The sequence below is a fragment of the Acinetobacter guerrae genome, assembly GCF_009372255.1.
Lineage (GTDB): Bacteria > Pseudomonadota > Gammaproteobacteria > Pseudomonadales > Moraxellaceae > Acinetobacter > Acinetobacter guerrae.
Genome location: NZ_LXGN01000002.1, coordinates 1 through 19,713 on the forward strand (window position 1 = coordinate 1; position 19,713 = coordinate 19,713).

36 protein-coding genes and 1 pseudogene are annotated in these 19,713 nt (G+C 38.4%); 16 read left to right on the forward strand and 21 right to left on the reverse strand.

Annotated elements, in window-relative coordinates; translation table 11 throughout:
* Nucleotides 1-13 precede the first annotated feature (13 nt).
* From A7A69_RS17025 to A7A69_RS02705, 21 genes and pseudogenes are all read right to left on the reverse strand, one after another.
* Nucleotides 14-175 (reverse strand): DUF7079 family protein, encoded by a 162-nt coding sequence (locus A7A69_RS17025; protein ID WP_421721579.1) that lies wholly within the window; start codon nucleotides 173-175, stop codon nucleotides 14-16.
* Between the two features lie 183 nt (nucleotides 176-358).
* Entirely contained in the window at nucleotides 359-847 is a 489-nt protein-coding gene (locus tag A7A69_RS02615) for a hypothetical protein (RefSeq protein ID WP_152876192.1), read from the reverse strand.
* Nucleotides 828-1,112 carry a hypothetical protein gene (locus A7A69_RS02620; protein WP_152876193.1) on the reverse strand — a complete coding sequence of 95 codons (285 nt, stop codon included), beginning with the start codon at nucleotides 1,110-1,112 and terminating at the stop codon, nucleotides 828-830. The genes A7A69_RS02615 and A7A69_RS02620 overlap by 20 nt, the downstream gene beginning before the upstream one ends.
* Before the next feature lie 69 nt (nucleotides 1,113-1,181).
* Complete coding sequence (locus A7A69_RS02625) at nucleotides 1,182-1,838, reverse strand: hypothetical protein (protein WP_152876194.1); 657 nt, start codon at nucleotides 1,836-1,838, stop codon at nucleotides 1,182-1,184.
* Between the two features lie 524 nt (nucleotides 1,839-2,362).
* A pseudogene (locus tag A7A69_RS02630) lies at nucleotides 2,363-2,683 on the reverse strand (PAAR domain-containing protein); the annotation flags it as partial.
* Nucleotides 2,676-3,122, reverse strand: a complete 447-nt coding sequence (locus tag A7A69_RS02635; RefSeq protein WP_171500770.1) for a PAAR domain-containing protein — start codon at nucleotides 3,120-3,122, stop codon at nucleotides 2,676-2,678. The pseudogene A7A69_RS02630 and the gene A7A69_RS02635, both read right to left, overlap by 8 nt.
* Before the next feature lie 155 nt (nucleotides 3,123-3,277).
* Nucleotides 3,278-4,084, reverse strand: a complete 807-nt coding sequence (gene trpC / locus A7A69_RS02640; protein ID WP_152876196.1) for an indole-3-glycerol phosphate synthase TrpC — start codon at nucleotides 4,082-4,084, stop codon at nucleotides 3,278-3,280.
* A gap of 10 nt (nucleotides 4,085-4,094) precedes the next feature.
* On the reverse strand, nucleotides 4,095-5,144 hold the full coding sequence (gene trpD / locus A7A69_RS02645; protein ID WP_152876197.1) for an anthranilate phosphoribosyltransferase: 1,050 nt from the start codon (nucleotides 5,142-5,144) through the stop codon (nucleotides 4,095-4,097).
* On the reverse strand, nucleotides 5,145-5,729 hold the full coding sequence (locus tag A7A69_RS02650) for an anthranilate synthase component II (RefSeq protein ID WP_152876260.1): 585 nt from the start codon (nucleotides 5,727-5,729) through the stop codon (nucleotides 5,145-5,147).
* 132 nt (nucleotides 5,730-5,861) lie between these two features.
* A complete protein-coding gene (locus tag A7A69_RS02655) occupies nucleotides 5,862-6,092 on the reverse strand; it encodes a hypothetical protein (protein ID WP_421721580.1) in 231 nt (76 codons plus the stop codon).
* A 16-nt stretch (nucleotides 6,093-6,108) separates the two neighbouring features.
* Complete coding sequence (locus A7A69_RS02660) at nucleotides 6,109-6,378, reverse strand: hypothetical protein (RefSeq protein ID WP_152876199.1); 270 nt, start codon at nucleotides 6,376-6,378, stop codon at nucleotides 6,109-6,111.
* Nucleotides 6,375-6,977 carry an HNH endonuclease signature motif containing protein gene (locus A7A69_RS02665; protein WP_152876200.1) on the reverse strand — a complete coding sequence of 201 codons (603 nt, stop codon included), beginning with the start codon at nucleotides 6,975-6,977 and terminating at the stop codon, nucleotides 6,375-6,377. The genes A7A69_RS02660 and A7A69_RS02665 overlap by 4 nt, the downstream gene beginning before the upstream one ends.
* Before the next feature lie 3 nt (nucleotides 6,978-6,980).
* Nucleotides 6,981-7,220 carry a hypothetical protein gene (locus tag A7A69_RS02670; protein WP_152876201.1) on the reverse strand — a complete coding sequence of 80 codons (240 nt, stop codon included), beginning with the start codon at nucleotides 7,218-7,220 and terminating at the stop codon, nucleotides 6,981-6,983.
* A complete protein-coding gene (locus tag A7A69_RS16525; protein ID WP_171500771.1) occupies nucleotides 7,220-7,363 on the reverse strand; it encodes a hypothetical protein in 144 nt (47 codons plus the stop codon). Before A7A69_RS16525 ends, A7A69_RS02670 begins: the two co-directional genes overlap by 1 nt.
* Nucleotides 7,360-8,040: a 3'-5' exonuclease gene (locus A7A69_RS02675; RefSeq protein WP_152876202.1), complete on the reverse strand. Its 681-nt coding sequence runs from the start codon at nucleotides 8,038-8,040 to the stop codon at nucleotides 7,360-7,362. Before A7A69_RS02675 ends, A7A69_RS16525 begins: the two co-directional genes overlap by 4 nt.
* Before the next feature lie 10 nt (nucleotides 8,041-8,050).
* A complete protein-coding gene (locus tag A7A69_RS02680) occupies nucleotides 8,051-8,758 on the reverse strand; it encodes a hypothetical protein (protein ID WP_152876203.1) in 708 nt (235 codons plus the stop codon).
* 29 nt (nucleotides 8,759-8,787) lie between these two features.
* Nucleotides 8,788-9,468, reverse strand: a complete 681-nt coding sequence (locus A7A69_RS02685; RefSeq protein WP_152876204.1) for an ATP-binding protein — start codon at nucleotides 9,466-9,468, stop codon at nucleotides 8,788-8,790.
* Between the two features lie 38 nt (nucleotides 9,469-9,506).
* Nucleotides 9,507-9,821 carry a hypothetical protein gene (locus A7A69_RS02690; RefSeq protein WP_152876205.1) on the reverse strand — a complete coding sequence of 105 codons (315 nt, stop codon included), beginning with the start codon at nucleotides 9,819-9,821 and terminating at the stop codon, nucleotides 9,507-9,509.
* Nucleotides 9,821-10,105, reverse strand: a complete 285-nt coding sequence (locus A7A69_RS02695; protein ID WP_152876206.1) for a hypothetical protein — start codon at nucleotides 10,103-10,105, stop codon at nucleotides 9,821-9,823. Before A7A69_RS02695 ends, A7A69_RS02690 begins: the two co-directional genes overlap by 1 nt.
* Nucleotides 10,105-10,557, reverse strand: coding sequence for a hypothetical protein (locus A7A69_RS02700; RefSeq protein WP_152876207.1), 453 nt, complete (start codon nucleotides 10,555-10,557; stop codon nucleotides 10,105-10,107). The genes A7A69_RS02695 and A7A69_RS02700 overlap by 1 nt, the downstream gene beginning before the upstream one ends.
* Nucleotides 10,558-10,754: 197 nt before the next feature.
* A complete protein-coding gene (locus A7A69_RS02705) occupies nucleotides 10,755-11,495 on the reverse strand; it encodes a S24 family peptidase (protein ID WP_152876261.1) in 741 nt (246 codons plus the stop codon).
* Nucleotides 11,496-11,574: 79 nt separating this feature from the next.
* On the opposite strand from A7A69_RS02705, the gene A7A69_RS16750 reads away from it, so the two are divergent.
* From A7A69_RS16750 to A7A69_RS02785, 16 genes are all read left to right on the forward strand, one after another.
* Nucleotides 11,575-11,766 (forward strand): YdaS family helix-turn-helix protein, encoded by a 192-nt coding sequence (locus tag A7A69_RS16750; protein WP_152876208.1) that lies wholly within the window; start codon nucleotides 11,575-11,577, stop codon nucleotides 11,764-11,766.
* Between the two features lie 8 nt (nucleotides 11,767-11,774).
* Nucleotides 11,775-12,131, forward strand: a complete 357-nt coding sequence (locus A7A69_RS02715; RefSeq protein ID WP_152876209.1) for a helix-turn-helix domain-containing protein — start codon at nucleotides 11,775-11,777, stop codon at nucleotides 12,129-12,131.
* A 55-nt stretch (nucleotides 12,132-12,186) separates the two neighbouring features.
* Entirely contained in the window at nucleotides 12,187-12,459 is a 273-nt protein-coding gene (locus A7A69_RS02720) for a hypothetical protein (protein ID WP_241675203.1), read from the forward strand.
* Nucleotides 12,456-12,752 (forward strand): hypothetical protein, encoded by a 297-nt coding sequence (locus A7A69_RS02725; protein ID WP_152876211.1) that lies wholly within the window; start codon nucleotides 12,456-12,458, stop codon nucleotides 12,750-12,752. The genes A7A69_RS02720 and A7A69_RS02725 overlap by 4 nt, the downstream gene beginning before the upstream one ends.
* Nucleotides 12,749-13,792: a DNA methyltransferase gene (locus A7A69_RS02730; RefSeq protein WP_152876212.1), complete on the forward strand. Its 1,044-nt coding sequence runs from the start codon at nucleotides 12,749-12,751 to the stop codon at nucleotides 13,790-13,792. The genes A7A69_RS02725 and A7A69_RS02730 overlap by 4 nt, the downstream gene beginning before the upstream one ends.
* On the forward strand, nucleotides 13,789-14,136 hold the full coding sequence (locus A7A69_RS02735; protein WP_152876213.1) for a hypothetical protein: 348 nt from the start codon (nucleotides 13,789-13,791) through the stop codon (nucleotides 14,134-14,136). Before A7A69_RS02730 ends, A7A69_RS02735 begins: the two co-directional genes overlap by 4 nt.
* Complete coding sequence (locus A7A69_RS02740) at nucleotides 14,126-15,025, forward strand: hypothetical protein (RefSeq protein ID WP_152876214.1); 900 nt, start codon at nucleotides 14,126-14,128, stop codon at nucleotides 15,023-15,025. The genes A7A69_RS02735 and A7A69_RS02740 overlap by 11 nt, the downstream gene beginning before the upstream one ends.
* Nucleotides 15,018-15,677 (forward strand): hypothetical protein, encoded by a 660-nt coding sequence (locus A7A69_RS02745; protein WP_152876215.1) that lies wholly within the window; start codon nucleotides 15,018-15,020, stop codon nucleotides 15,675-15,677. Before A7A69_RS02740 ends, A7A69_RS02745 begins: the two co-directional genes overlap by 8 nt.
* Entirely contained in the window at nucleotides 15,674-15,874 is a 201-nt protein-coding gene (locus A7A69_RS02750; protein WP_152876216.1) for a hypothetical protein, read from the forward strand. Before A7A69_RS02745 ends, A7A69_RS02750 begins: the two co-directional genes overlap by 4 nt.
* Nucleotides 15,861-16,259 carry a hypothetical protein gene (locus tag A7A69_RS02755; RefSeq protein ID WP_152876217.1) on the forward strand — a complete coding sequence of 133 codons (399 nt, stop codon included), beginning with the start codon at nucleotides 15,861-15,863 and terminating at the stop codon, nucleotides 16,257-16,259. Before A7A69_RS02750 ends, A7A69_RS02755 begins: the two co-directional genes overlap by 14 nt.
* A complete protein-coding gene (locus tag A7A69_RS02760) occupies nucleotides 16,252-16,599 on the forward strand; it encodes a hypothetical protein (RefSeq protein ID WP_152876218.1) in 348 nt (115 codons plus the stop codon). Before A7A69_RS02755 ends, A7A69_RS02760 begins: the two co-directional genes overlap by 8 nt.
* A complete protein-coding gene (locus A7A69_RS02765; RefSeq protein WP_152876219.1) occupies nucleotides 16,589-17,089 on the forward strand; it encodes a hypothetical protein in 501 nt (166 codons plus the stop codon). Before A7A69_RS02760 ends, A7A69_RS02765 begins: the two co-directional genes overlap by 11 nt.
* Complete coding sequence (locus tag A7A69_RS02770) at nucleotides 17,082-17,339, forward strand: hypothetical protein (protein ID WP_152876220.1); 258 nt, start codon at nucleotides 17,082-17,084, stop codon at nucleotides 17,337-17,339. The genes A7A69_RS02765 and A7A69_RS02770 overlap by 8 nt, the downstream gene beginning before the upstream one ends.
* Nucleotides 17,340-17,363: 24 nt before the next feature.
* Complete coding sequence (locus A7A69_RS02775) at nucleotides 17,364-17,765, forward strand: DUF559 domain-containing protein (protein WP_152876221.1); 402 nt, start codon at nucleotides 17,364-17,366, stop codon at nucleotides 17,763-17,765.
* Nucleotides 17,765-18,253: a hypothetical protein gene (locus tag A7A69_RS02780; RefSeq protein WP_152876222.1), complete on the forward strand. Its 489-nt coding sequence runs from the start codon at nucleotides 17,765-17,767 to the stop codon at nucleotides 18,251-18,253. The genes A7A69_RS02775 and A7A69_RS02780 overlap by 1 nt, the downstream gene beginning before the upstream one ends.
* A 667-nt stretch (nucleotides 18,254-18,920) precedes the next feature.
* Nucleotides 18,921-19,679 (forward strand): hypothetical protein, encoded by a 759-nt coding sequence (locus A7A69_RS02785; protein ID WP_152876223.1) that lies wholly within the window; start codon nucleotides 18,921-18,923, stop codon nucleotides 19,677-19,679.
* Nucleotides 19,680-19,713 lie beyond the last annotated feature (34 nt).

Sequence of the window (19,713 nt, forward strand, 5' to 3'; positions counted from 1 at the left end):
TTTTAATTCGGGGCTAATACAATGCTGGAGCCACATTATAGAATAAATGAAACTCAATAATATCAATGCTAAATGATGATATTTCATTTGCTGTTTTTTCATAATCAACGTCATTATCAATAAATAAAAACGATAAAGAAAACCATAAGTCCTCTATACTCATATGAGTTTCCATCTTATAAATTCTGCTGCTTCTTCTTCAAATGTATCACTGGCGACATCTCCCAGAATACCTCCAATAATCGCACCTAAAATCATTATTCCTATTCATTTAAACGGCATAAATAGAATTTATATAGAGTCTTTCATGACTGTCAATGACTCCATCTCTCTAGGCAGTACAAAATAATTTACAGGATCACCAGTCGCTTATATCTTTTTGTACGTTTCCTTTTTCATTCATAAAAAAAGATATTAATTTTGCTTGCTTTTGTGTCAAAGACATACCTTTGATATTAATTCTGTATATCTTTTCTAACCAGTTTTCATTTGCAGTTGAGCCAATCATTTCTAATATTGATAAAGTGTAATTTTTAATAGATATGTTTATCATAGAAGATGTCTCTGGATAATATTTAAAAGAATAACAGCCAGCGTTATTTTTTCCATTCAATCTAATAGTGACATAATCATCATGATCAACTCTGAATCTATTTATTTCTTCTTTATTGATTTTTTGAACTTTTAATTGGTAAATAGAACTACATAAATTTTTATTAAAGCTTCGCTCAGAAGTAAGTTGTATTATATTGCTTGTTGATGTATGAGCAACATTGGATAATAAAAATAAGCCAAAAATCACTATTTTTATCATAAGCATTCTCTTATTATGACTCGCAACTAACATTTGAAAGTTTATTTTTATTGGTATGGTAGCTAATCCATATATTTTTACCAACCTTATTTGTGCTTAATTTACTATTTTTGAAATCATAGACTCCTATAGTCCGTTGACTTTCTTTTTCTTTAATACAATATTCTTTTATTTCCATATAAATGTTGGTTTCTGAGGTAAGGATCATTATTCGTAATTGTTTCTTCAGCATGTGCAAAATATTCCATTTACTGAAAAATCCCCAACCAGCAGGAGTTAGTTCAAAAATATCTTCCATATTTGAGAAGCTAAAAGTATCTCGTAGATCGGTAATCTACTGGTGCAAGATCGTTGTAGAACCTGTCAATTATTTAGGCAGTATTTGGTTAGAAATTTCAGCATCATACATACTCTCAAATTGAAGCTTGCTATCAGTGTCTTTTTGGGAAGATACAATAGATTTCAACTTGTCTTTATATTCTGAGTTACCAGCATGTAGCATTGCTGAAAAATAAGCCCATTCGGCGTATTTATATATTGGATCACTTGATTTAAGTGCATTTAAGTTAGTTTTTAATTTTGTTGACAATATTACATAACAGTTTTTAATTTTGTTATTAGGCTCATTCAATGTCTTTAATAACAGACATTGAAACTTATATGCATTTAAATTGTTAGGATTGTCCTTAATTAAGGAGCTATTTAGCTCTAAAGCTTCAGGATACATTTTTGTTTGAGTATAAATATTCATTAAAACAAGATTTCTTTCTTTTTTATTTGTAATTTCTAAAGCTTGGGGAAGGAAATTTCTTAATTCAGTTTGAACAGTGCTTAAATTATTTGTAGCTATTTTTTTTAGTATTTCATTATACTTTTCTATTATTTGTAAATCTTTACTATCAATTTTCCCTTTTGGTATTCTTGCATTCTGTGATGAAGAATCTACAGCTTGATTACTATTACTACAAGCTATAGAGATACTTGAAAAAAATAATACGATTATAAAAGAAAATTGTTTAATCATGATATCCGTTTAGCTATAGATGTTAGCGTAAAGCTGTAACTTGTTGTTGGTGGAATTGGTGCTATTTGCCCGACAGAGTCATTAACTTGTGCAAAGTATCCTAATTTTAGTTCTACTGTAACAATTGATAAGTTGGATTTAGGTAATTCTATTACAGCACTTCCAACAGGAACTTTGCCTTTTTCGGTATTCCAAATGCCATCTGTATCATCTATTTTTTTAGTAGCAATTTGATTACCATCTCTTGAAATATATGCTGTTGCATAAGGTAATACTTTTGCATTTCTACTTAATGGATCTGTATAAGCCGATAAACTAATAAATAATCTTGTTCCTGCTAATGTGTAATTTAATAAAAAACTAATTACACCAGATAATGAGTGTAGAATAGAAAACCCTTTACCATCAGAATCATAAGGAGGAAGTACTGTTTTAAATTTAATAAAAATATCTGTTCTATTCTGCTCTGTATATTGGTTTTCATAACGCTCATTATTTCCATTAAAGTTATTTACTAAGTCATTTTGTTGTATTGTAGTGTTATGTATTGGTGTTGTAGAACCTTTATAGTTCTCCCCCTGACTTGTGCCAACAACATGACTCTGTTTTGGCTGAATCGTTGCACCACAGGTCAATCTGTCTCCAGTATAAGCAACAGGCTTTCCGTCCATAATAATATGATTATGACTTGGTTGTATGGTCGACCAGCATTTACATTTAGGGCAGAAATGACCATCGCCAGCTCGTAGAAATAAATTTCCCATTTGAGATGTTCTTTGCTGTGTTGCTTGAATAATCCCACCGTGATTAGTCATTGAATTATTAATTGCAAAACCCTTAGCCATGATTAACGCCTTCTTGTTTAACTAAAAAACCTTCAGGAGCTTTATCACCTTTAAAAATATTAATGGCTACGGATTTATTAGGGCTATCTATAATTTCATCCCCATTTTCTAAATGACTACCAACTAATGCAACGGATTTACCTTCTACGATACAAGCACTTCCAGCACCTGAAATAATTTTAGAGGTTGTTCCATTTGAATAAAGTACGTCATCACCGACTAGAGCAATAGACAGTCCACCAATTTTACATGCGACAGCACTGGCTTTAACTAATCCACCATTTTTAGTTTTAGCCCCATTTACTGCAAGATGGTAAAGGGTTTTGGGTCTATGCTGAAAATAAAGCTGTTCAGCTTGGATAGTCTGGTCTATATCTTCTGGTGACATTTGTTTAATTTGTTTAACGGGTAAGTCGTTTAAAAAAATTAAGCTGGACATTTTTATAGCCATTTATAATTTTAAATATAACGATTATAGATAAATTGATTTTTCTAATTCTTGTCACTAAAAACAGTTTTTAATAGCTAAAAATAAAATTATTATCTTAATTTATACGAGAACTATATAAGAATAGTTCTCGTATATTTATGGAATTACATCTGCTCAGGCACACCAAATAACGCAGTAAACGCCTGATCTGGTCGTGGTTGTTTCATAAAACTTTCACCCACCAAAAATGCATGAATGTCATGATCTTGCATCATCTTAATATCATCTGGAGTTGCAATACCGCTTTCTGTCACCAATAAACGTGATGGATCAAGCAGTTTCTTTAAGCGCAAGCTGGTATTTAAATCGACATCAAAGGTTTTAAGATTACGATTGTTCACCCCAAGCAAACACTTCTCAGAAAGTTTAAGTGCGCGTTCCAACTCTTCTTCGTCATGTACTTCGACCAGTACATCCAAATTGTATTCAAATGCAGTCTTAGACATTTCTTCAAGTTGCTGATCTGATAAACATGCCACAATCAATAAAATACAGTCTGCCTGTAAAGCACGGGCTTCAATGACATTGTAAGGATCAACCAAAAAGTCTTTGCGTAATGCAGGCAGACTACAATGCTCACGAGCAATCGCAATATTTTCATCTGCACCCTGAAAGAAATCCACATCGGTGAGTACCGATAAACATGCTGCACCTGCCTGTTCATATTGTGCTGCAATTTCAGCAGGATTAAAGTCTGCACGAATCACGCCTTTAGAGGGGGATGCTTTTTTAATTTCAGCAATCACACCAGGCCGTTTACTGCGTAATGATTGAGCAAAACCACGCACAGGTGTTGCTTGTTGAGCCCATTGTTCTACATCTTTAAGACTACGCTGTTTTAAGCGATCTGCCAGTTCTTCATGCTTACGATCAACGATTTTACCCAAGATGGTATTTTGAATCTGAATCATTTGGATAACCTCAGTTGTTTGAGTATTGCTTTAATGCTTTGGTAAATTCAGACAGGATGCTCATTTTTTCTAAAGCCTGTCCACCATAAATAATGTCATGTGCCAACGCTACACCTTGTTTATAACTGGTGCTTAGTCCTGATACATAAATGCCTGCACCTGCATTGAGCGCAATCATATTTGCGGCTTTTTCACCAATTTCAGATTTCTTACGACCTAAAGCATCTTTGATCAATTTAAGGCTAGCACTAGAATCTTCGACAATTAAACCAGTTAGGGTTTGTGAAGTAATGCCTACATCTTCGGGGTTTAAAATCCATTCGGTAATTTCACCATTTTTCAACTCTGCGACATAGGTCGGGGAGGCAAGGCTAATTTCATCCAGTCCATCTTTAGAGTGAACAACCATCACATGCTCAGCCCCGAGCTGTTTCATCACCTCTGCAATTGGACGACAGAGTTCATCTGAAAATACCCCAATCACAAAGCGTTTGACCCCAGCTGGATTCGTAAGCGGGCCAAGTAAATTGAAAATGCTCCGAATACCAAGTTCTCGACGCGGAGCAACAGCATATTTCATCGCTTTATGATGGTTCGGTGCGAATAAAAAACCCACGCCCATTTCACGGATACAGCGTTCAGTTTGTTGCATGTCCAGATCAAGGTTAATCCCAGCTTGTTCTAACAAGTCTGATGAACCAGATTTGCTAGATACACCACGATTACCATGTTTAGCAATGGTGGCACCTGCCGCGGCAATCACAAAACTAGAAGCAGTCGAAACATTAAATAGATTTTGACCGTCACCGCCTGTACCCACAATATCAACCAGATAGTTGATATCACTTACGTCGATTTTAATCGCCAGATCGCGCATGACACGTGCCGCAGCGGTAATTTCATCGATACTTTCGCCTTTCATGCGCAAACCCATCATCAAGGCACCAATTTGTGCTTCGGTGGCTTCGCCTTGCATGATGCTACGCATCACGTCTTCCATTTGCGGTTGAGTTAGATGAATATTTTTGGTGATGTGATTTAAAGCTTGTTGAATATTCATTTATGCGTAAATCTCTAAAAAATTCTTGAAGATTTGATGACCATGTTGGCTCAAGATAGATTCAGGATGAAACTGCACACCTTCAACAGGTAATGTCTTATGTTTGACACCCATAATTTCTTCAATAGAACCATCTGCTTGATTGGTCCAGCAGGTCACTTCCAGGCACTCAGGTAAAGTTTCCTGTTCGATCACTAAAGAGTGATAACGTGTCGCGGAAAAGGGTGATGGCAAATCACTAAAAATACCTTTGTCACTATGATGCATGTCAGATAAACGACCATGCATGACTGTTTTGGCACGAATAATATTGCCACCAAATGCCTGTCCAATCGCTTGATGTCCTAAACAAACACCAAGTAAAGGAATTTTGCCCGCAAAATGATGAATCGCAGGAACAGAGATACCCGCTTCAGTCGGTGAACAAGGACCAGGCCCTAAAACCAAATACTTCGGCTGCCATCGTTCAATGTCTTCTAATGTGACTTGGTCATTGCGAACTACTTTAACGTCTTGGTTTAACTCGCCAAAATATTGGACGATGTTATACGTAAAGGAGTCGTAATTGTCGATCATGAGGAGCATTTTAATGTCAACCATTTGAATTATATAGAAATCTTATTTGAGGTATGAAATCATACTCTCGTGCATACTCTTAAATTCAAAAGTGCCTAAAATTATTAAATAAAAAAGCCACCTTTGCGGTGGCTTATATTATCAATTTTCATCTTGTTTAACTATAGTTTGTACATAAGAGAGCATCCAGTAACTTTTTCTGCCGTCTTTGAGGGGTCTTGAATAACGACCTTCTCTAATTCGTGCATCCAAAGTTTCAGGTTCTATATTTAACATATGTGCAAACTCAGCTCTACCAATCCGACGCTCTTCCTTTTGATTTACCAGTTTTTCAACAAGATTGGTAAGATAGCAAATGGCCTCAGTATCAATTTTTAAAGCTCCCACATCAACCTCCTTCAGCTTGAACTAATTTTTTTACGGTTTCAATTTTGTACTGATAATAATGAGTAGCTAAAATTGCGTTATTCGTCAGTAAAGCCTTGGGGTGTGATTCATTAAACTCATCCAGTTTAGTCATTGCTTCATCAATATCATTGGTATGAAAAACTTCGATAATGTTCCAATGTTGATCTTCTAAGATTAAACAAGTTTCATGAGTCGCTAGATCCAGAGCGGAAACAGTAAAATCTGGGTAATTCGTTCTTTGATTTATCATCGCATCTCACCTCTGCGTACTTGGTGAATTTTGGCTTTAACCTTGGCCATGAGTAAGCAGGATTCATTGGACTGATCATTGGCCAATAACTTGAAGCTTTGGTTATAGCGAGCCATTTCTGATTTTGACATCAGTATTAAATTTTCTAGTCGGCAGTCGGTTCTGTCCATGTTCTTGAAAGCAACAATATAACCTTCAGGCACATCTCCATTTGCTTCTTCCCAAACAACACGATGTTTAAGTTTAAAAACATTTGGCTCTGCCACCTTAATTAACACATATCCATCTTTTGAACAGATTCGCTCATATCCCACAGGTTTTTTGTTCCAGGTAATTTGACCTTTTTTAAAATTACCTGAATTTGGTTTACATACGCCTTTAGTGCCAGTATTCCAAGGCTTATGATCTTTTGTGAAATGACCAGTTCGCCCCGTATTCCATTTTCTACGCTTACATAACGCTTTGATCGCATCTACAGTAAATTCAGTACCAAATATACGATTCACATTAGCAGTAAGTTCTTTTCGCTCCAGGGAACAGTTAGACTTTATATAGACTAGCTGTTCAAGCGTATATTTAATCGCGTGTCCTTTTGCCATAAATCACCCAATTAATTCTTGAGGAATTTCAACTGAATCAGCATTTTTAAGACCGCGATATTCAGCAACCAACTTTGCAGCATTTAAGCGCATATTATTGTTTTTGATTACCTGCTCGCTAATCTTCTCGATCGCTTCAGCTTTTTGAAGTTCCGCTTCGAGTTCACTACCTTTTAGGTTTGGATTACTCAGGCGATCAAGTTGTGCAAATAAAACATTGTTAAGATCAACAGGTGTACTCATTATGCTCTCCAAATCGCTTCTTTAAACTTAGCATCACAAATCAGAGCCTCAATCTCAGATGCATTCACATTTTCAAAATGGTGATCCATTTTTGAACCAAATACGATCAAATGCCGTGTTTGGGTTGAGTAGTGGAATTTCATGACACGTTCTCCAGTGCCTTGCGCAAGTATTTATCTGTGTCTGGCTGGCGAAGTAACCACCCAACATAATCCTTGGGTAACTTGTTGATGGCTGTGCCTTTATGCTTGCCAAAAGTTATTTTTTGAGGAATGCGTGCTTTCTCAGAAAATAAGTACAATGACTGCATATCTTTGATAGCCAACGTATCAATGAGATGTTTTAAAATCACACCAGTGAAATAAATGTCGGCTTTGGCGTTGTGAGCATTTCGCAGATGTTTTCTTGCCAACTCCTTATCAGACATAATGTGATAATAAATAGCGGACAGATTGTGTGCATCTAGATCTGGCAGCGCCATTCGTGACAAAGCCAGTGTGCAAATAGCCTTAGCCTGAATATTTTTATCGCAAAGCTGAATAGCTTGAATGTCGTAATCAATATTGTGGCCAATGATGTATTCGCACTCAGGCGCACGAAAAGTTTCGTAACTTGGCTTATCCGCAATATCACTCTCAAGAATATGATGTACTGCCATCGCACCAAGACTAATTGGCTCTGGACAAGAGAAGTATTCATCAAAAACCATATCCTGATTTATATTGAATACCCCTTGCTCAAAGGAGCAAGGCGCATATGCAATTTCAATCGGGTAGCCATTTAACTTGTTAGTTTCGGTATCTAAAATGATTGCATTCATGAATCAATCCTCAATATGGAAAATCATCATGTTGTTGGTTGTTTAGCACTGGCGGCACATCATTGTAATAATCGTCAAATCCACCTTGGTTATAACCATTATTTTGACTATATCCTTGATTGCCTCCATTGTATCCACCGTTGTTTTTAGGCTTTCGTATGGTGATTGGATTGGCCATTAGAGATGCAAGGGATTTTGGAAGCGCTTCAGGCGAGGTCTTGCGCTCAATAATTTCTTTGGCCATAAGTTCGCTTTGAGCGTGAAAACAAGAGAAGAAATTCATTTGGTGTTTCCAGTCGCCGCTATCATTCTGGTAGTTTTCACGCTGCAAAAGAAAACCAATGCGTTTGCCTGCAACCTCTGGTGCCACAATGCAGTTTTTCATGACACGCTCTTTGGCATCGTAGTCATATTTTTCCAACTGAGCATTTGTTGGGGTTAGCCCGCGAGCAGCAACACAAGCTAACAATGCATTGATTTTATGAACTCCACTCAAGGGTGTACCGTCTTTTTTCTCAGTCCATATTGAGAATGAAGCCGATTCTTTGTTATCAGTTTCAAACTCGATTTCAAATCCCGTGGTACCAGATTTAGCAGTTATGAACTCCATATGTTTGATAATCCCAACATATTTTCCTGCTTCTTCGATTCGAAGACTGCTATCCGCTTGTTTTGCTGACTCAGGGTTATAACCAAACTGCTTATATTGTTGATTCATGAAAATTGCTCCATGTGATTATTTAAAATTTATGCGTGCTGATTTTGAGAATATTGCTGCGGGGATGAGTTGGTGATGCTGTAGTATTCACAAATTGCCTTATCCACTTCGCTCAAATCATTCTCAAAATGATCTTCTTCAAAGAGGCCCATAGGGGCTTTAACGGTAGAATTGCCATTGTTTTTTGTTTGAAAAATATACTGTTCATTGATCACTGAGGTTTGAAGGCAGATCGTAACCATGCCTTCGAGAGTGATTTTTTCATCCAGCATTTTGCCGATGGTTTTAATCTTGGTTTTGCCTTGACTATCCTCTTCAGTGTGACTTAGAAGATAAATACGTTTATGATCTTGGGCATTGATTGCTGCATTGAATACATCCCATGCATTGCGACCAATCTCAGTGAACTTGTCGAAGCTTTTTTCAGTGCTTCGGCGCATAAATTCATTTGCCATCACGTACTGAAAGTCATCAATGATAATGATTGGCCGCTTAGATCCATTAATCACATTGATAATAAATTGCGGGTTGTCAGACACAAGAATCGAACCCTGCTTGTTTTCGGGGGTGATGTAGGTCCAGTTAGGTGAGCGAAAAGGTAAGGGCTTCTTAATCACTTGAATCAACAACACATGTTGAGGATTTAAGTTTCTTAAACTTGCAGACTTACCAGTACCAGACTGCCCTAAAATCAAAGTTGCTATACTCATTATTCATTCCTCATTATTCAGTTACATTTGCTGTTCGATTACCTGCTGTTGTATTTAGCGTTGTTATAAGCAATACGCTGATTAGCTGAGTAGCGTTCACGCTTAAAGCAGGGGTCGCTAAACATAATTGCAGCTGCTTTACGTCTTTGAAACTTGCGTTCGCGCTCGAATATTTCTCGAATCCAAGGCTTTTCAGCATGTTCAGCAGCTTCGATCAGATATAGATATCCCGACTTGCTCACACGATAGATTTCGCCACTTTTTTCAATATATTCGTATGAGTAAAGGCGCATGCGAAATTCGCCGTTTTCGTTGCTGATAAACTGGGTTTTGTTCGGAGTAGGAGTGACCATTACTTAGACTCCTCAGCTAGGTTTTGTTTAACTCCACAAATAGGGCAATAACTAAAAAGAAGGCTGGTTTTCTCTTTTTTCAAACGTGTTGCCCCAGTCTTTTTATTAATAACGGTATGTGTAAGCTCAACAGGAATGAAGCCACGCAAATCCATTCCGCCTTCACGATTAAAAACAAAGGCGTAATTTTTAAGCTCAGCTGAGTGATCTTTAGAATCCGGATATAACTCTTTAGCGCGTTCCAAAAATTTTTCGGAGAATGTTGCTTCGCAATCGCAAGTCATCACACACCCCCAGCCAAATGATTTTTTTCAATATGAGTGGCCACAAGGTTTTTGATGTTGATGACATCTTCACGAGTTGTGAAATCGTTGTACTCGTGGCCGTTAATTGAAGTGATACGATCGATCGCTAGATTTGTGATTTCAATCACTTCATGTTCTGAGCCGATTACGCCGTAATTTTCCTCATGTGCTTTGAAATCAAAACTGGTGTAAATAAAGAATCCATCAAGCTTAATAACTGCTTCGCCGGCATTCTTTTTGCTATCAACTTTAATTGCTGAAACGCCGTATTCACTTGGCTTGGTAGCAGGGTAGGTTGCGACTGGTACAGGCTTTTCAGAAGCTAAAACGTAAGCGCCTGTTAAACCAAAAAGTAAAGCAGAGCCCAAGGCAACATGCTTCATGCGAAGCTGTATGCTCGGTCTGTTGTGATTTAATGTGTTTTGTTCCATAATGACCTCACGTTATGGGAAGCACATCATCAGGTAAGAGGGGTGATGTGCTTTTTTTGTTTCTAAAACAAATTGTGTTAAACAAGAATAAAACAAAGTGTTTTATTTAGTCAACATTTATTAAAACAATTTGTTTTATTTGTGAGGCAAAAAAAACCGCCACAGTTAATTGGGCGGTTTAAAAAGTTAATTATTGTTTAATCGTAATAGATATCTTGAATTGGAAGTGTTGGATAATCATGTACATGTCTACTAGGAGGAACAATATCGGTAACAGCAATAATTGCTTCAACATCGCTCATATCAAAAGTCATTCTTTTTTCACCATTTACGGCTAACAGATTTAAGACATCATTAACGATTCCAATATACTCCTTTATTGTTCTACGCCCATCAATAAGCCTGACCTCTACAAACTCTGTAGGTGTGGGGTCAATGTCTGGATCACAGACAACATACCAACCATGCCTGATTGCTGGATACATGGAGCTACCATTACCTCTCACAGCATAAGCATTTGGTCCGGCAGTAAGAGATGGAACATAACCATCACCACCATTTCCTAAGTATCCCATTTCTGTGTAATAGCCATCATCCCCCATCTTTGAATAGGACTTAACTGGGACCCATCTACCCATAGCCACCGCAGGCTTAGGGTTTTCAGCTAAGATTTTTTCAATAGCTGGAACTCCTTCACCAGTTAAAATCCATTTAAGGTCTAGTTTTAGCTTGCTTGACACTAAAAAAGCGCCTTGCTTTGAAATCCCTCGCTTATCCCAGTTGTAAACCATTTGAGAATCGATATCCAATATCGATGCAAGTCCACTGGCAACCAAACCTGTCTGGTCGTAAATGCGTTGCATAGTTGGGTGGACATCTTTTTCAGTCACAGTTATTTCCTCTGTTAAGTTATTGGTATTTTCACCCAAAAAACACATTTTGTGTGAAACATAATGATTGCCACTAAAAACAAAATGTTTTATATTTAAAAAACAAAATGTTTTATGTGGGCCATTTATGGAAAACATCAAAGATGATCGCGAATTAATAGAGAAGAATGGTGGTGCGTCTGCACTAGCCAAAAAGCTCAATTATCAATCACAGCGTGTCCAAAATTGGACGGTTAGAGGCATTCCGCCTAAAGAAAAACTAAAGCATCCAGACATCTTTTTGAAAAGAGAGTCTTTAACAGATGCATCTACCGTCTAGGAACAACCATGAGCAAAGTATTACCTGAGCTATCTGCAAGTGCCAGAAATGACGTTTCTCGCATATTGCATGGTCTTGATGCGGGAAACCAAAAAGAGATTGCAGAGCAATTAGGTGTTGATCCAAGCACAATCACTCGACTTAAAACAGATAAGAAAAACAATGGATTGAATGAAATTGAATTGTTTTGCGAGCTGTTGAGCTGTCTTGGCTTGAAAGTCGTGCCCAAAGATTATCAGAGCATAGATAAAGAACGAGTAGCTGCACTGCTTGTTATGTCAAAAAGTTGGATGAACAGAATTGAAACTGTGGATGACTTATTTCATGACGAAATCAGTGTTCAAAAAGAAAAACTTGGATATTAAAAAACCACTATCTGCGCGAACAGTAGTGGTTGGCATTCATAAACTTACAAAGGTAATGAACATGACTAATTTAACAGAACAGCAAAATGAAGACAATCAGGAATTTTTGATTGGTGATGCGGTTGTACTCACATCGGGTTGTAAGAACTTTATTTCGAATGATCTGTTTGAGATACAAGCCAAATCAACTGATGCCTTATGGACGATCAAATCTTCTAATCACGTTTTGCTTGTTACAAATATAGAAATAAGAACTGCAACAGTAGCAGAACTCAACGCAAAACGCCGATTAACTGATGCCGAAATGGCATTAGGGGAGGTTTCATGAATTCTAAATTTCAAAACCAACCTGATTTTAAGCAAATCCAGCAAGTTCAATCTTTTCATGAACCTGCTTTACGTTTGCTTGGTCAAATGTTTGAGCGCAATAAACAGAATCTTCGTAGCAAAGGCTATGACGAAAATAACGCCGCAATCACTAAAAATGAGCTGTCGGAAGTCATGGCGCGTCAGTTTCGCATTACTCAGTGGTTAGCTAGTCAGATTGTGAGTAGTTTGATTAATGCGGGTTTAGTTGAGTCGTTCGGTGGGTATGTGAAGCCTAAGGCGGGTGGGCAATGAATCAAATTATATTCGGTGATTGCCGCCAAACAATGAAAAAGCTTATTAAAGATGGTGTGAAAGTACAGACTTGCATCACCTCACCTCCATATTTCGGTTTGCGCGATTATGGTGTAGATGGCCAGCTCGGACTGGAATCAACCGTAGATGAATATGTTCAAAATATGGTCGAAGTTTTTCGTTTTGTGCGAGAGCTGCTGCATGATGATGGGACACTTTGGTTAAATTTGGGTGACAGCTATGCTGGTTCAGGTCGTGGTCAATACTCAACAGGCACAAATGATCCAAAACAGCCAAAATCAAAAGGCCAGATTCTACCAAAACATAATGCAGCACAATCTAATCTAAAGCCGAAAGATTTGATCGGTATTCCTTGGCGTGTAGCATTCGCTCTACAGGCTGATGGGTGGTACCTACGTCAAGACATAATCTGGCATAAACCAAACCCTATGCCTGAAAGCATTACTGATAGATGCACTAAAGCGCATGAGTATATTTTTTTATTCAGTAAGTCACGTAAATACTATTTTGATCATATTGCTATCAAAGAACCTGTTGCAGCGAGTTCGTTAAAGCGCTTATCACAAAACATTGATGCTCAAGCGGGTAGTAACCGTGTGCCAGATAAATCAAACGGACCTATGAAAGCCGTATGTTCAAGATCAGCTAGAGATAATTTTAAGCGCGCTGATAGCAAGAGATCTGCTGCAATTCCGAACCAATCTTATGGCACGCACCGCCAAAAACGTACAAATAGTGATTATGACCTTTTAACACGCAATAAACGTAGCGTGTGGCAAGTATCAACCAAGCCGTACAAGGGCGCGCACTTTGCGACTTTTCCAGTTGATCTTATTGAACCATGTGTGTCAGCAGGATCTCGAGTAAATGACGTCGTGTTTGACCCATTTATGGGTTCTGGAACCACAGCTGCTGCTGCACTTAAACACGGACGTCAGTACCTCGGATGTGAGTTGAATCCAGATTACGCAAAATTGCAAAACGAGAGACTGGGCGGCATCGAGGAGGCTATAGCATGACAAAACAAGCACCTCAATCCAAAGCACCAAAAGAATATCAAATCCCACTCTTAGCACCTGTACGCATCTACACAGCTAAAGAACTTGCGGCTATGCCTCTTTCGGTTATGAACAAATGTCTTGAGGCTCAAGAGAAGTTCGCCGTGTTAGAGCAATCAACTCAAATGGGGGGGGCTGCAATAAAAATCAGAAGATTAATGGAAGAAGGATTTCCATTAATTCAGGTTATCGAAAAATCCAGAACGCGTTACAAGATTGCTGGCGAATTTTATCCACCGAGGATCATTCGCCAGTTGCAAAAGCGTGGTTTGATCCAGTTGGGAGGCAAGTTGCATGAGCAATAAGATTGTAAATGAGATACGCAAACTCCCGATCGACAGCACACCAAAAATGCTTTTGTGGGTCATTTCTGACATTGCAGATGACGATGGTAATACAACTTGGTATGCACCTAGATCTCGCCTCATGGAGGAAACTGGATACAGCAATAAAACTATAGCTGTGTGTATTGCATATCTTAAAGAGTGTGGAATTGTGCAGGTGATCGGCGGTAACGGTCGTCAAAATCAGTACATCGTTAAACCCGAAAACTTCAATTCAGATGTGAAATATCAGCCTAAAAAAGATTCAAAACCAGTGAGCGAGGTTCACCAGTGTACCAGCTTCACTAGTGAACTAGGTTCACCACCACCAGTGAACCTCACGGACAAACCAGTGAACTTGGCGCAAAAACCAGTGAGCGAGGTTCACACTATCCCTCATATCCATCAATATCCCTCTGTATATCCATCATTAGGCGATTCAGAGAATCCGCCAGTTGATAAACCCAAAGCAAAACGAGTTACTAAAAAACAAGCAGGAATAAATCAACTTGTCGAACTCGGTTGTGAAGAGAAATATGCACATGACTGGATGGTAGCTAGGAAAGGCGCACAGCTCACAGATTCAATCATTGAAAATCTATCTGAACAGGCACGAAAGGCAAATATCACCATCGCACAAGCTGTTGAGTGGTCAGCCAAGAAGGGCTATCAAGGATTTAAGGCGGATTGGTACCTGAAGGACCAAGCACGTGATAACCCGCCGTTGAATACACAGGTATTACCAAACAGCTTAAACGCAAATTACTGGGCGAACTTCAACCAGCCGCAGGAGCCTGACGGTTGGTTTGAAGACCCCATTGATGTCACACCAAAAAAGACGTTACGGATTGAGGGGGTAGGTCATGCGTGAGATTGCCCAAGGTGAAAACATGCCGTTTGAAAAACAACTGATTCTGACTTTGCAAACGATGTACGCACAGCAATTTGCAAAACACTTCACTGATAAACCAATGGAGCTAGTTGAAGGAATTATCCGAGCAACACTGGCGGGAGTGGATCAAGAGGGATTCAACAAAGGAATTGCTCGTTTGCTGTCTGGTCAGTCTAAGTTCATGCCAACGATTCAGGAATTTAAGTCCTGGTGTATCACAGGCACGTGGACTGCGATTGAAGCTTGGTATCACGTTTGCCAATGGTCTAAGGACTCAAGCTACAAAATAACGGTGATGACTAAGCAATGCTGGGATGAGGTTTATCACATTGTGCTCGATGGGAATATGCGTGAAGCCAAGAGCCAGTTTATTAATCTGTATGAAGAGCGATTGACGCGGGCACAGCTTCAAGGTGTTAAGCAAGAAATCTATATTGCGCCGAAGGCCATACCAGTAAAAACTTTTCAAATGCCATGTCAGGCAGAAAACCAAAATCTGGATCAGGAAAAACTAACAACACTGAAAAAACTTGCACAGCAATATCAATCGAAAGGCATGTCAGTTGTAGCGGCGTTCAATCAAGCGTCTATTGATCTGACAGGTAAGAGCATGATGGGTGGTGCACGATGAAAAAATTAAAGATTGGTTCCCGCGTCAAAGTAGATTTTATCAGTGAATCAAGAACGATTTATTCTGGAAAACGCTTTACTGGGGTAGGTGTCATTGATCGTTTGGAAGATGGGCGCGTGTTTGGGCGCTTAGATGATGGTCGACCATTTATGTGTTTTCCGAGTGATGTGGAGGTGATTACAAATGAACGCGCATAAATTTGTAGCAGTACACGGGATTGAGAAAGCGAAAGAAGTTTTGGAGGGTGCGCCGCCTAGCGCTACACACTTCAATCAAAACTCACTTGGCGGACATTACGCAAAAGAAGTACTTTTCAAAATGGATTTTCGGTGGGCTTGGTATAACAAGATTTGTCAAGCTTGGTACTACGACTTTGCAGAACACAATCATTTTGAGCTATCAGAACTCAAACAGGTGGTTGAGTCGGTTGAGATTGTTCAGCGATCAGGTGGGTTTGAATCGGTCAAGGCGGCTATTACTAACTATCGTGCTTCAGGCGATATGGTTACATTTTCGAGTCTTGAAAAAAGATTAGCAGACTACGAAATCGTTGAGTCTTACAAGGAGAATCAGCATGTTTAAAGTTGGGGATAAAGCTGTGTATCTCAATGAGCGATATGTTGACAGGCTTCTAACTGTAGAAGATGTATCGCCTAAAAAGGGGTATCCAAGAAGAATTAACAATGGTGTGTTTGGGAATATTCACACAACTAGATTTGAAGTACGCCCCGCAACCCCAGAAGAAATCGCAGCGGGACATCGACTTGAATCAAGCAACAGTCAAGCAATAAACCGTTCTTGTGTATCGGATTTATCTAAAAACGATAAGCAAAACGATTTGTCTATCAAACAAGAGAATCAATGCGAAGTTTTGGAAATGTCTGATGTGAGTGGGGGTTGTGAGGTGATTGATGAGCAATAAACAAGAAGTCACAGAGCAAGACATACGCTTGCCGCAATTTCGAGATGCCAAGTTGGAAGATTTGGAATTTGATGCAACTGGTGAAGTTGTTCGCAAAGATCGTTTTCAAACATCAATGCGCAAACTGTATGGAAAGTTATGTGGCATTAATGGCCTTTCATCGCACGGATCTTGGACTTGTGAGCAGGTAGTTGGCGCTGTTGAGCAGTTGTTGAGATTCAAGCAATTGGTTTTAGCGCTTAACACATTACCCGAAGATGCAGAGTTTTATCACTTTGAATGCGATGTTTATGTAAAAGATATTGATCAAGAGCATCTGCAAATCGCAAGAAGTGAGCCCGAAGCTAGTCATCTTATCAATCACATGGTTTGCGAAGATGATAGTGCATGGGAGGAGAATTCAGCATGGCTTGGATATATAGATCATTTAATTAGCATTGATGACATGAAAAAAGAAATTGCGAATTTTGGTGAGGTGCGCAATGGATAAGGTCAGAGAAGAATTTGAAAAGTGGATATTACGAAAGTTTCATAATCGTAATTATTTGAACAAAGACAAAGATGGCTTTTATACAAATTTGCTTACTGCGGGTGCGTGGGCATCGTGGCAAGAAAAGCAAAAACGGGTTGGTGAGTTAGAACAGCGCCTACACAACATCTATATGAATGCAGAGTCGAATTGCTGCGATTCATGTAAATACGCTGAATCTGAGGCTATTTCAGCAGGTTGTGGGTTTTAAAAATCAATTCAAAGAGAGTGGTGTATGACTTCAATAAGCCTTGCTGAATACCGCACTAAATTTCCTATCAAGAAAGGTAAGAAACGCCGTTCAGTCAAAAGCCAAAGAGTACAAAGCGAAGGCGAAGTCACACTGGCAAGGCACCTAAAGGCTTTAAAGATTGGGTTTGAACAAGAATTCAAGTTTCATCCAGAACGTAAGTGGCGGGCTGATTTCTTGATCAGTAACACGAATATTTTGATTGAGGTGGAAGGCGGGATTTGGAGTGGTGGAAGGCATACAAGAGCAAAAGGTTATCTGGGGGATATGGAAAAATATAACGCGGCAGCGGTGATGGGTTTTAAGGTTTTACGGTTCGATACACAGCAAGTGAAAAGCGGTTTGGCGATAAAGCAGATTGAAGATTTGGTGAGAGGTGGTTTGTGATGAATGCAGCGGTGACAATAATGCAGGCGACGGATTGGTCCAAATATAGTTTTGAAGGGTGGTGTCGCCAGCTTGGGGCTTGGATCAATGGCGACAATGAAACAATGGTAATGGTTGTGAAAACTATGCCAACCAAACGCATTACACAAAAGCAGCGTGAGCGATTGCTTGCAATGTACATGGCAGATGAAGAGTTAAAAGATCGCTTATGCGTACAACGCAAAGGTACGTGCTGCGAGTTGAGTGACAACGAGGCGCGGGCAATACAGCGTTTAATTATGGATATTCAGCTTGTTGAGGATGAGATTTTACAAGATTGGGTATCATCGATTTGGTCACACCACGTAATGGGTAATTCCTTGCGTGATATTGCCAAAAGCAATGACACATCAGTAAATCAAATCAGACAAGATTTAAAGTGCGGTTTGGCTTATATCAAAAGTCGGCATTCTCATTTTTCATTTGAAACTTTTGAAAAAACTGCTTGAGTGTGCGCACGGGGTATGGCATATTTGTGATAAGTTGGCGATTTTGTATTTAAACGCCTTTATAAAACCTCGCATAGCGGGGTTTTTTAATGCCTGAAGTTTTATAAAGGTGCTTGTGACGTGCACAAGTAATATGATTGGGGGATTGCTCATGCCAGCATATGCATAGGGGTAGTACGCCACCCGAACCAAGGGCGATTTTGATTTGTGACGTTTACCAGAATAATGGCGAACTAAAAGCGCAAACGGTGGGATGCAGAAACCAGCCGTATAAATCGGTTTGAATCCAATGTGATTTCGTCACACATTGAGTTAGCCTTAGAGCCTAAAATTGTGGGTGGCACCCCGACCAATGAAATTGAAAGACACAGAACAGTTCAATAGCTAACTTTGATATGTTTGTCGTGTTGAGTAGCGGTAGATCAGTTGCCGAGCTGATCAATATCGTAATCTAAGGCAAGGATATGGCAGATCACCATATCCTTTTTATGTCATTTTTAATCTTGCCGAACGGATTACGGCACATAAAACCCCGCTAAATATCGATTATTGGCGGGGATTTCTCTTTTATAAACAATGATAAATAATTTTATAACCATTTTATGTTTCATTCTTTTTTATTGATAAAATAAAAATTAAACATCGAAAGTTATCCGAAGAAACAATTATGGAAAATGGCATTTGCAAATTATGTGATCTGGAAAAAGAATTAACGCGTTCTCATGTTATTGGTCGAGCAGTTTTTAAAAAGGCCTTAAATGGTTCAAATCATGCTTTAAGATTTGATAAACAGCATAAGAAAGTTGTTAAGGATCAGGATCAGTGGGCCACATATATGTTATGTAGGGAATGTGAACATAAATTAAATGAGAAATATGAAAACTATTCTTTAAATGTTTTAAGAAATAGAATGAAATCAGTAAAACATAAAAAGAGAGATTATCATTATGAAATTCAAGGTGTTGATCAAAAAAAGCTCATTTTGTATTTGTTGTCTATTATGTGGAGAGGAATAGAATCTAACCATGAAATTTTTAAGAAATTAAAAATTTTTGACGAATCTCCCATAGCCAAAAAATTTTTAAAAGAAAGTGTTAAGAACGAGCGGGTTTTTTTAACAGAATGTTTTGATCTCAGAATTTCAAAATTAGTGAGTTTGATTGTTCCATTGAATGAGATGGAGCTAGATTTTATAACAGATATTTATTGTAATATTGATGAAAAGCATCGAATTCGTTTTTTTACCATTTTTGAGGGATACTGTTTTGAATTTTTTTTCTTAACAGACAAATCACAATTTCTTACAGGTTTAGGCGTACTTAAGAAAAATAAAAGCATTCTTAAAATCCCATATATTGATATTTTTTCCATTCCTGAATTTCAAAAGAGCCTTTCAGAAATGATTGAGAGTCAAAAGCAACATTAAGTTGGTAATGTGTTGAAAGCGTTATAGAACTATT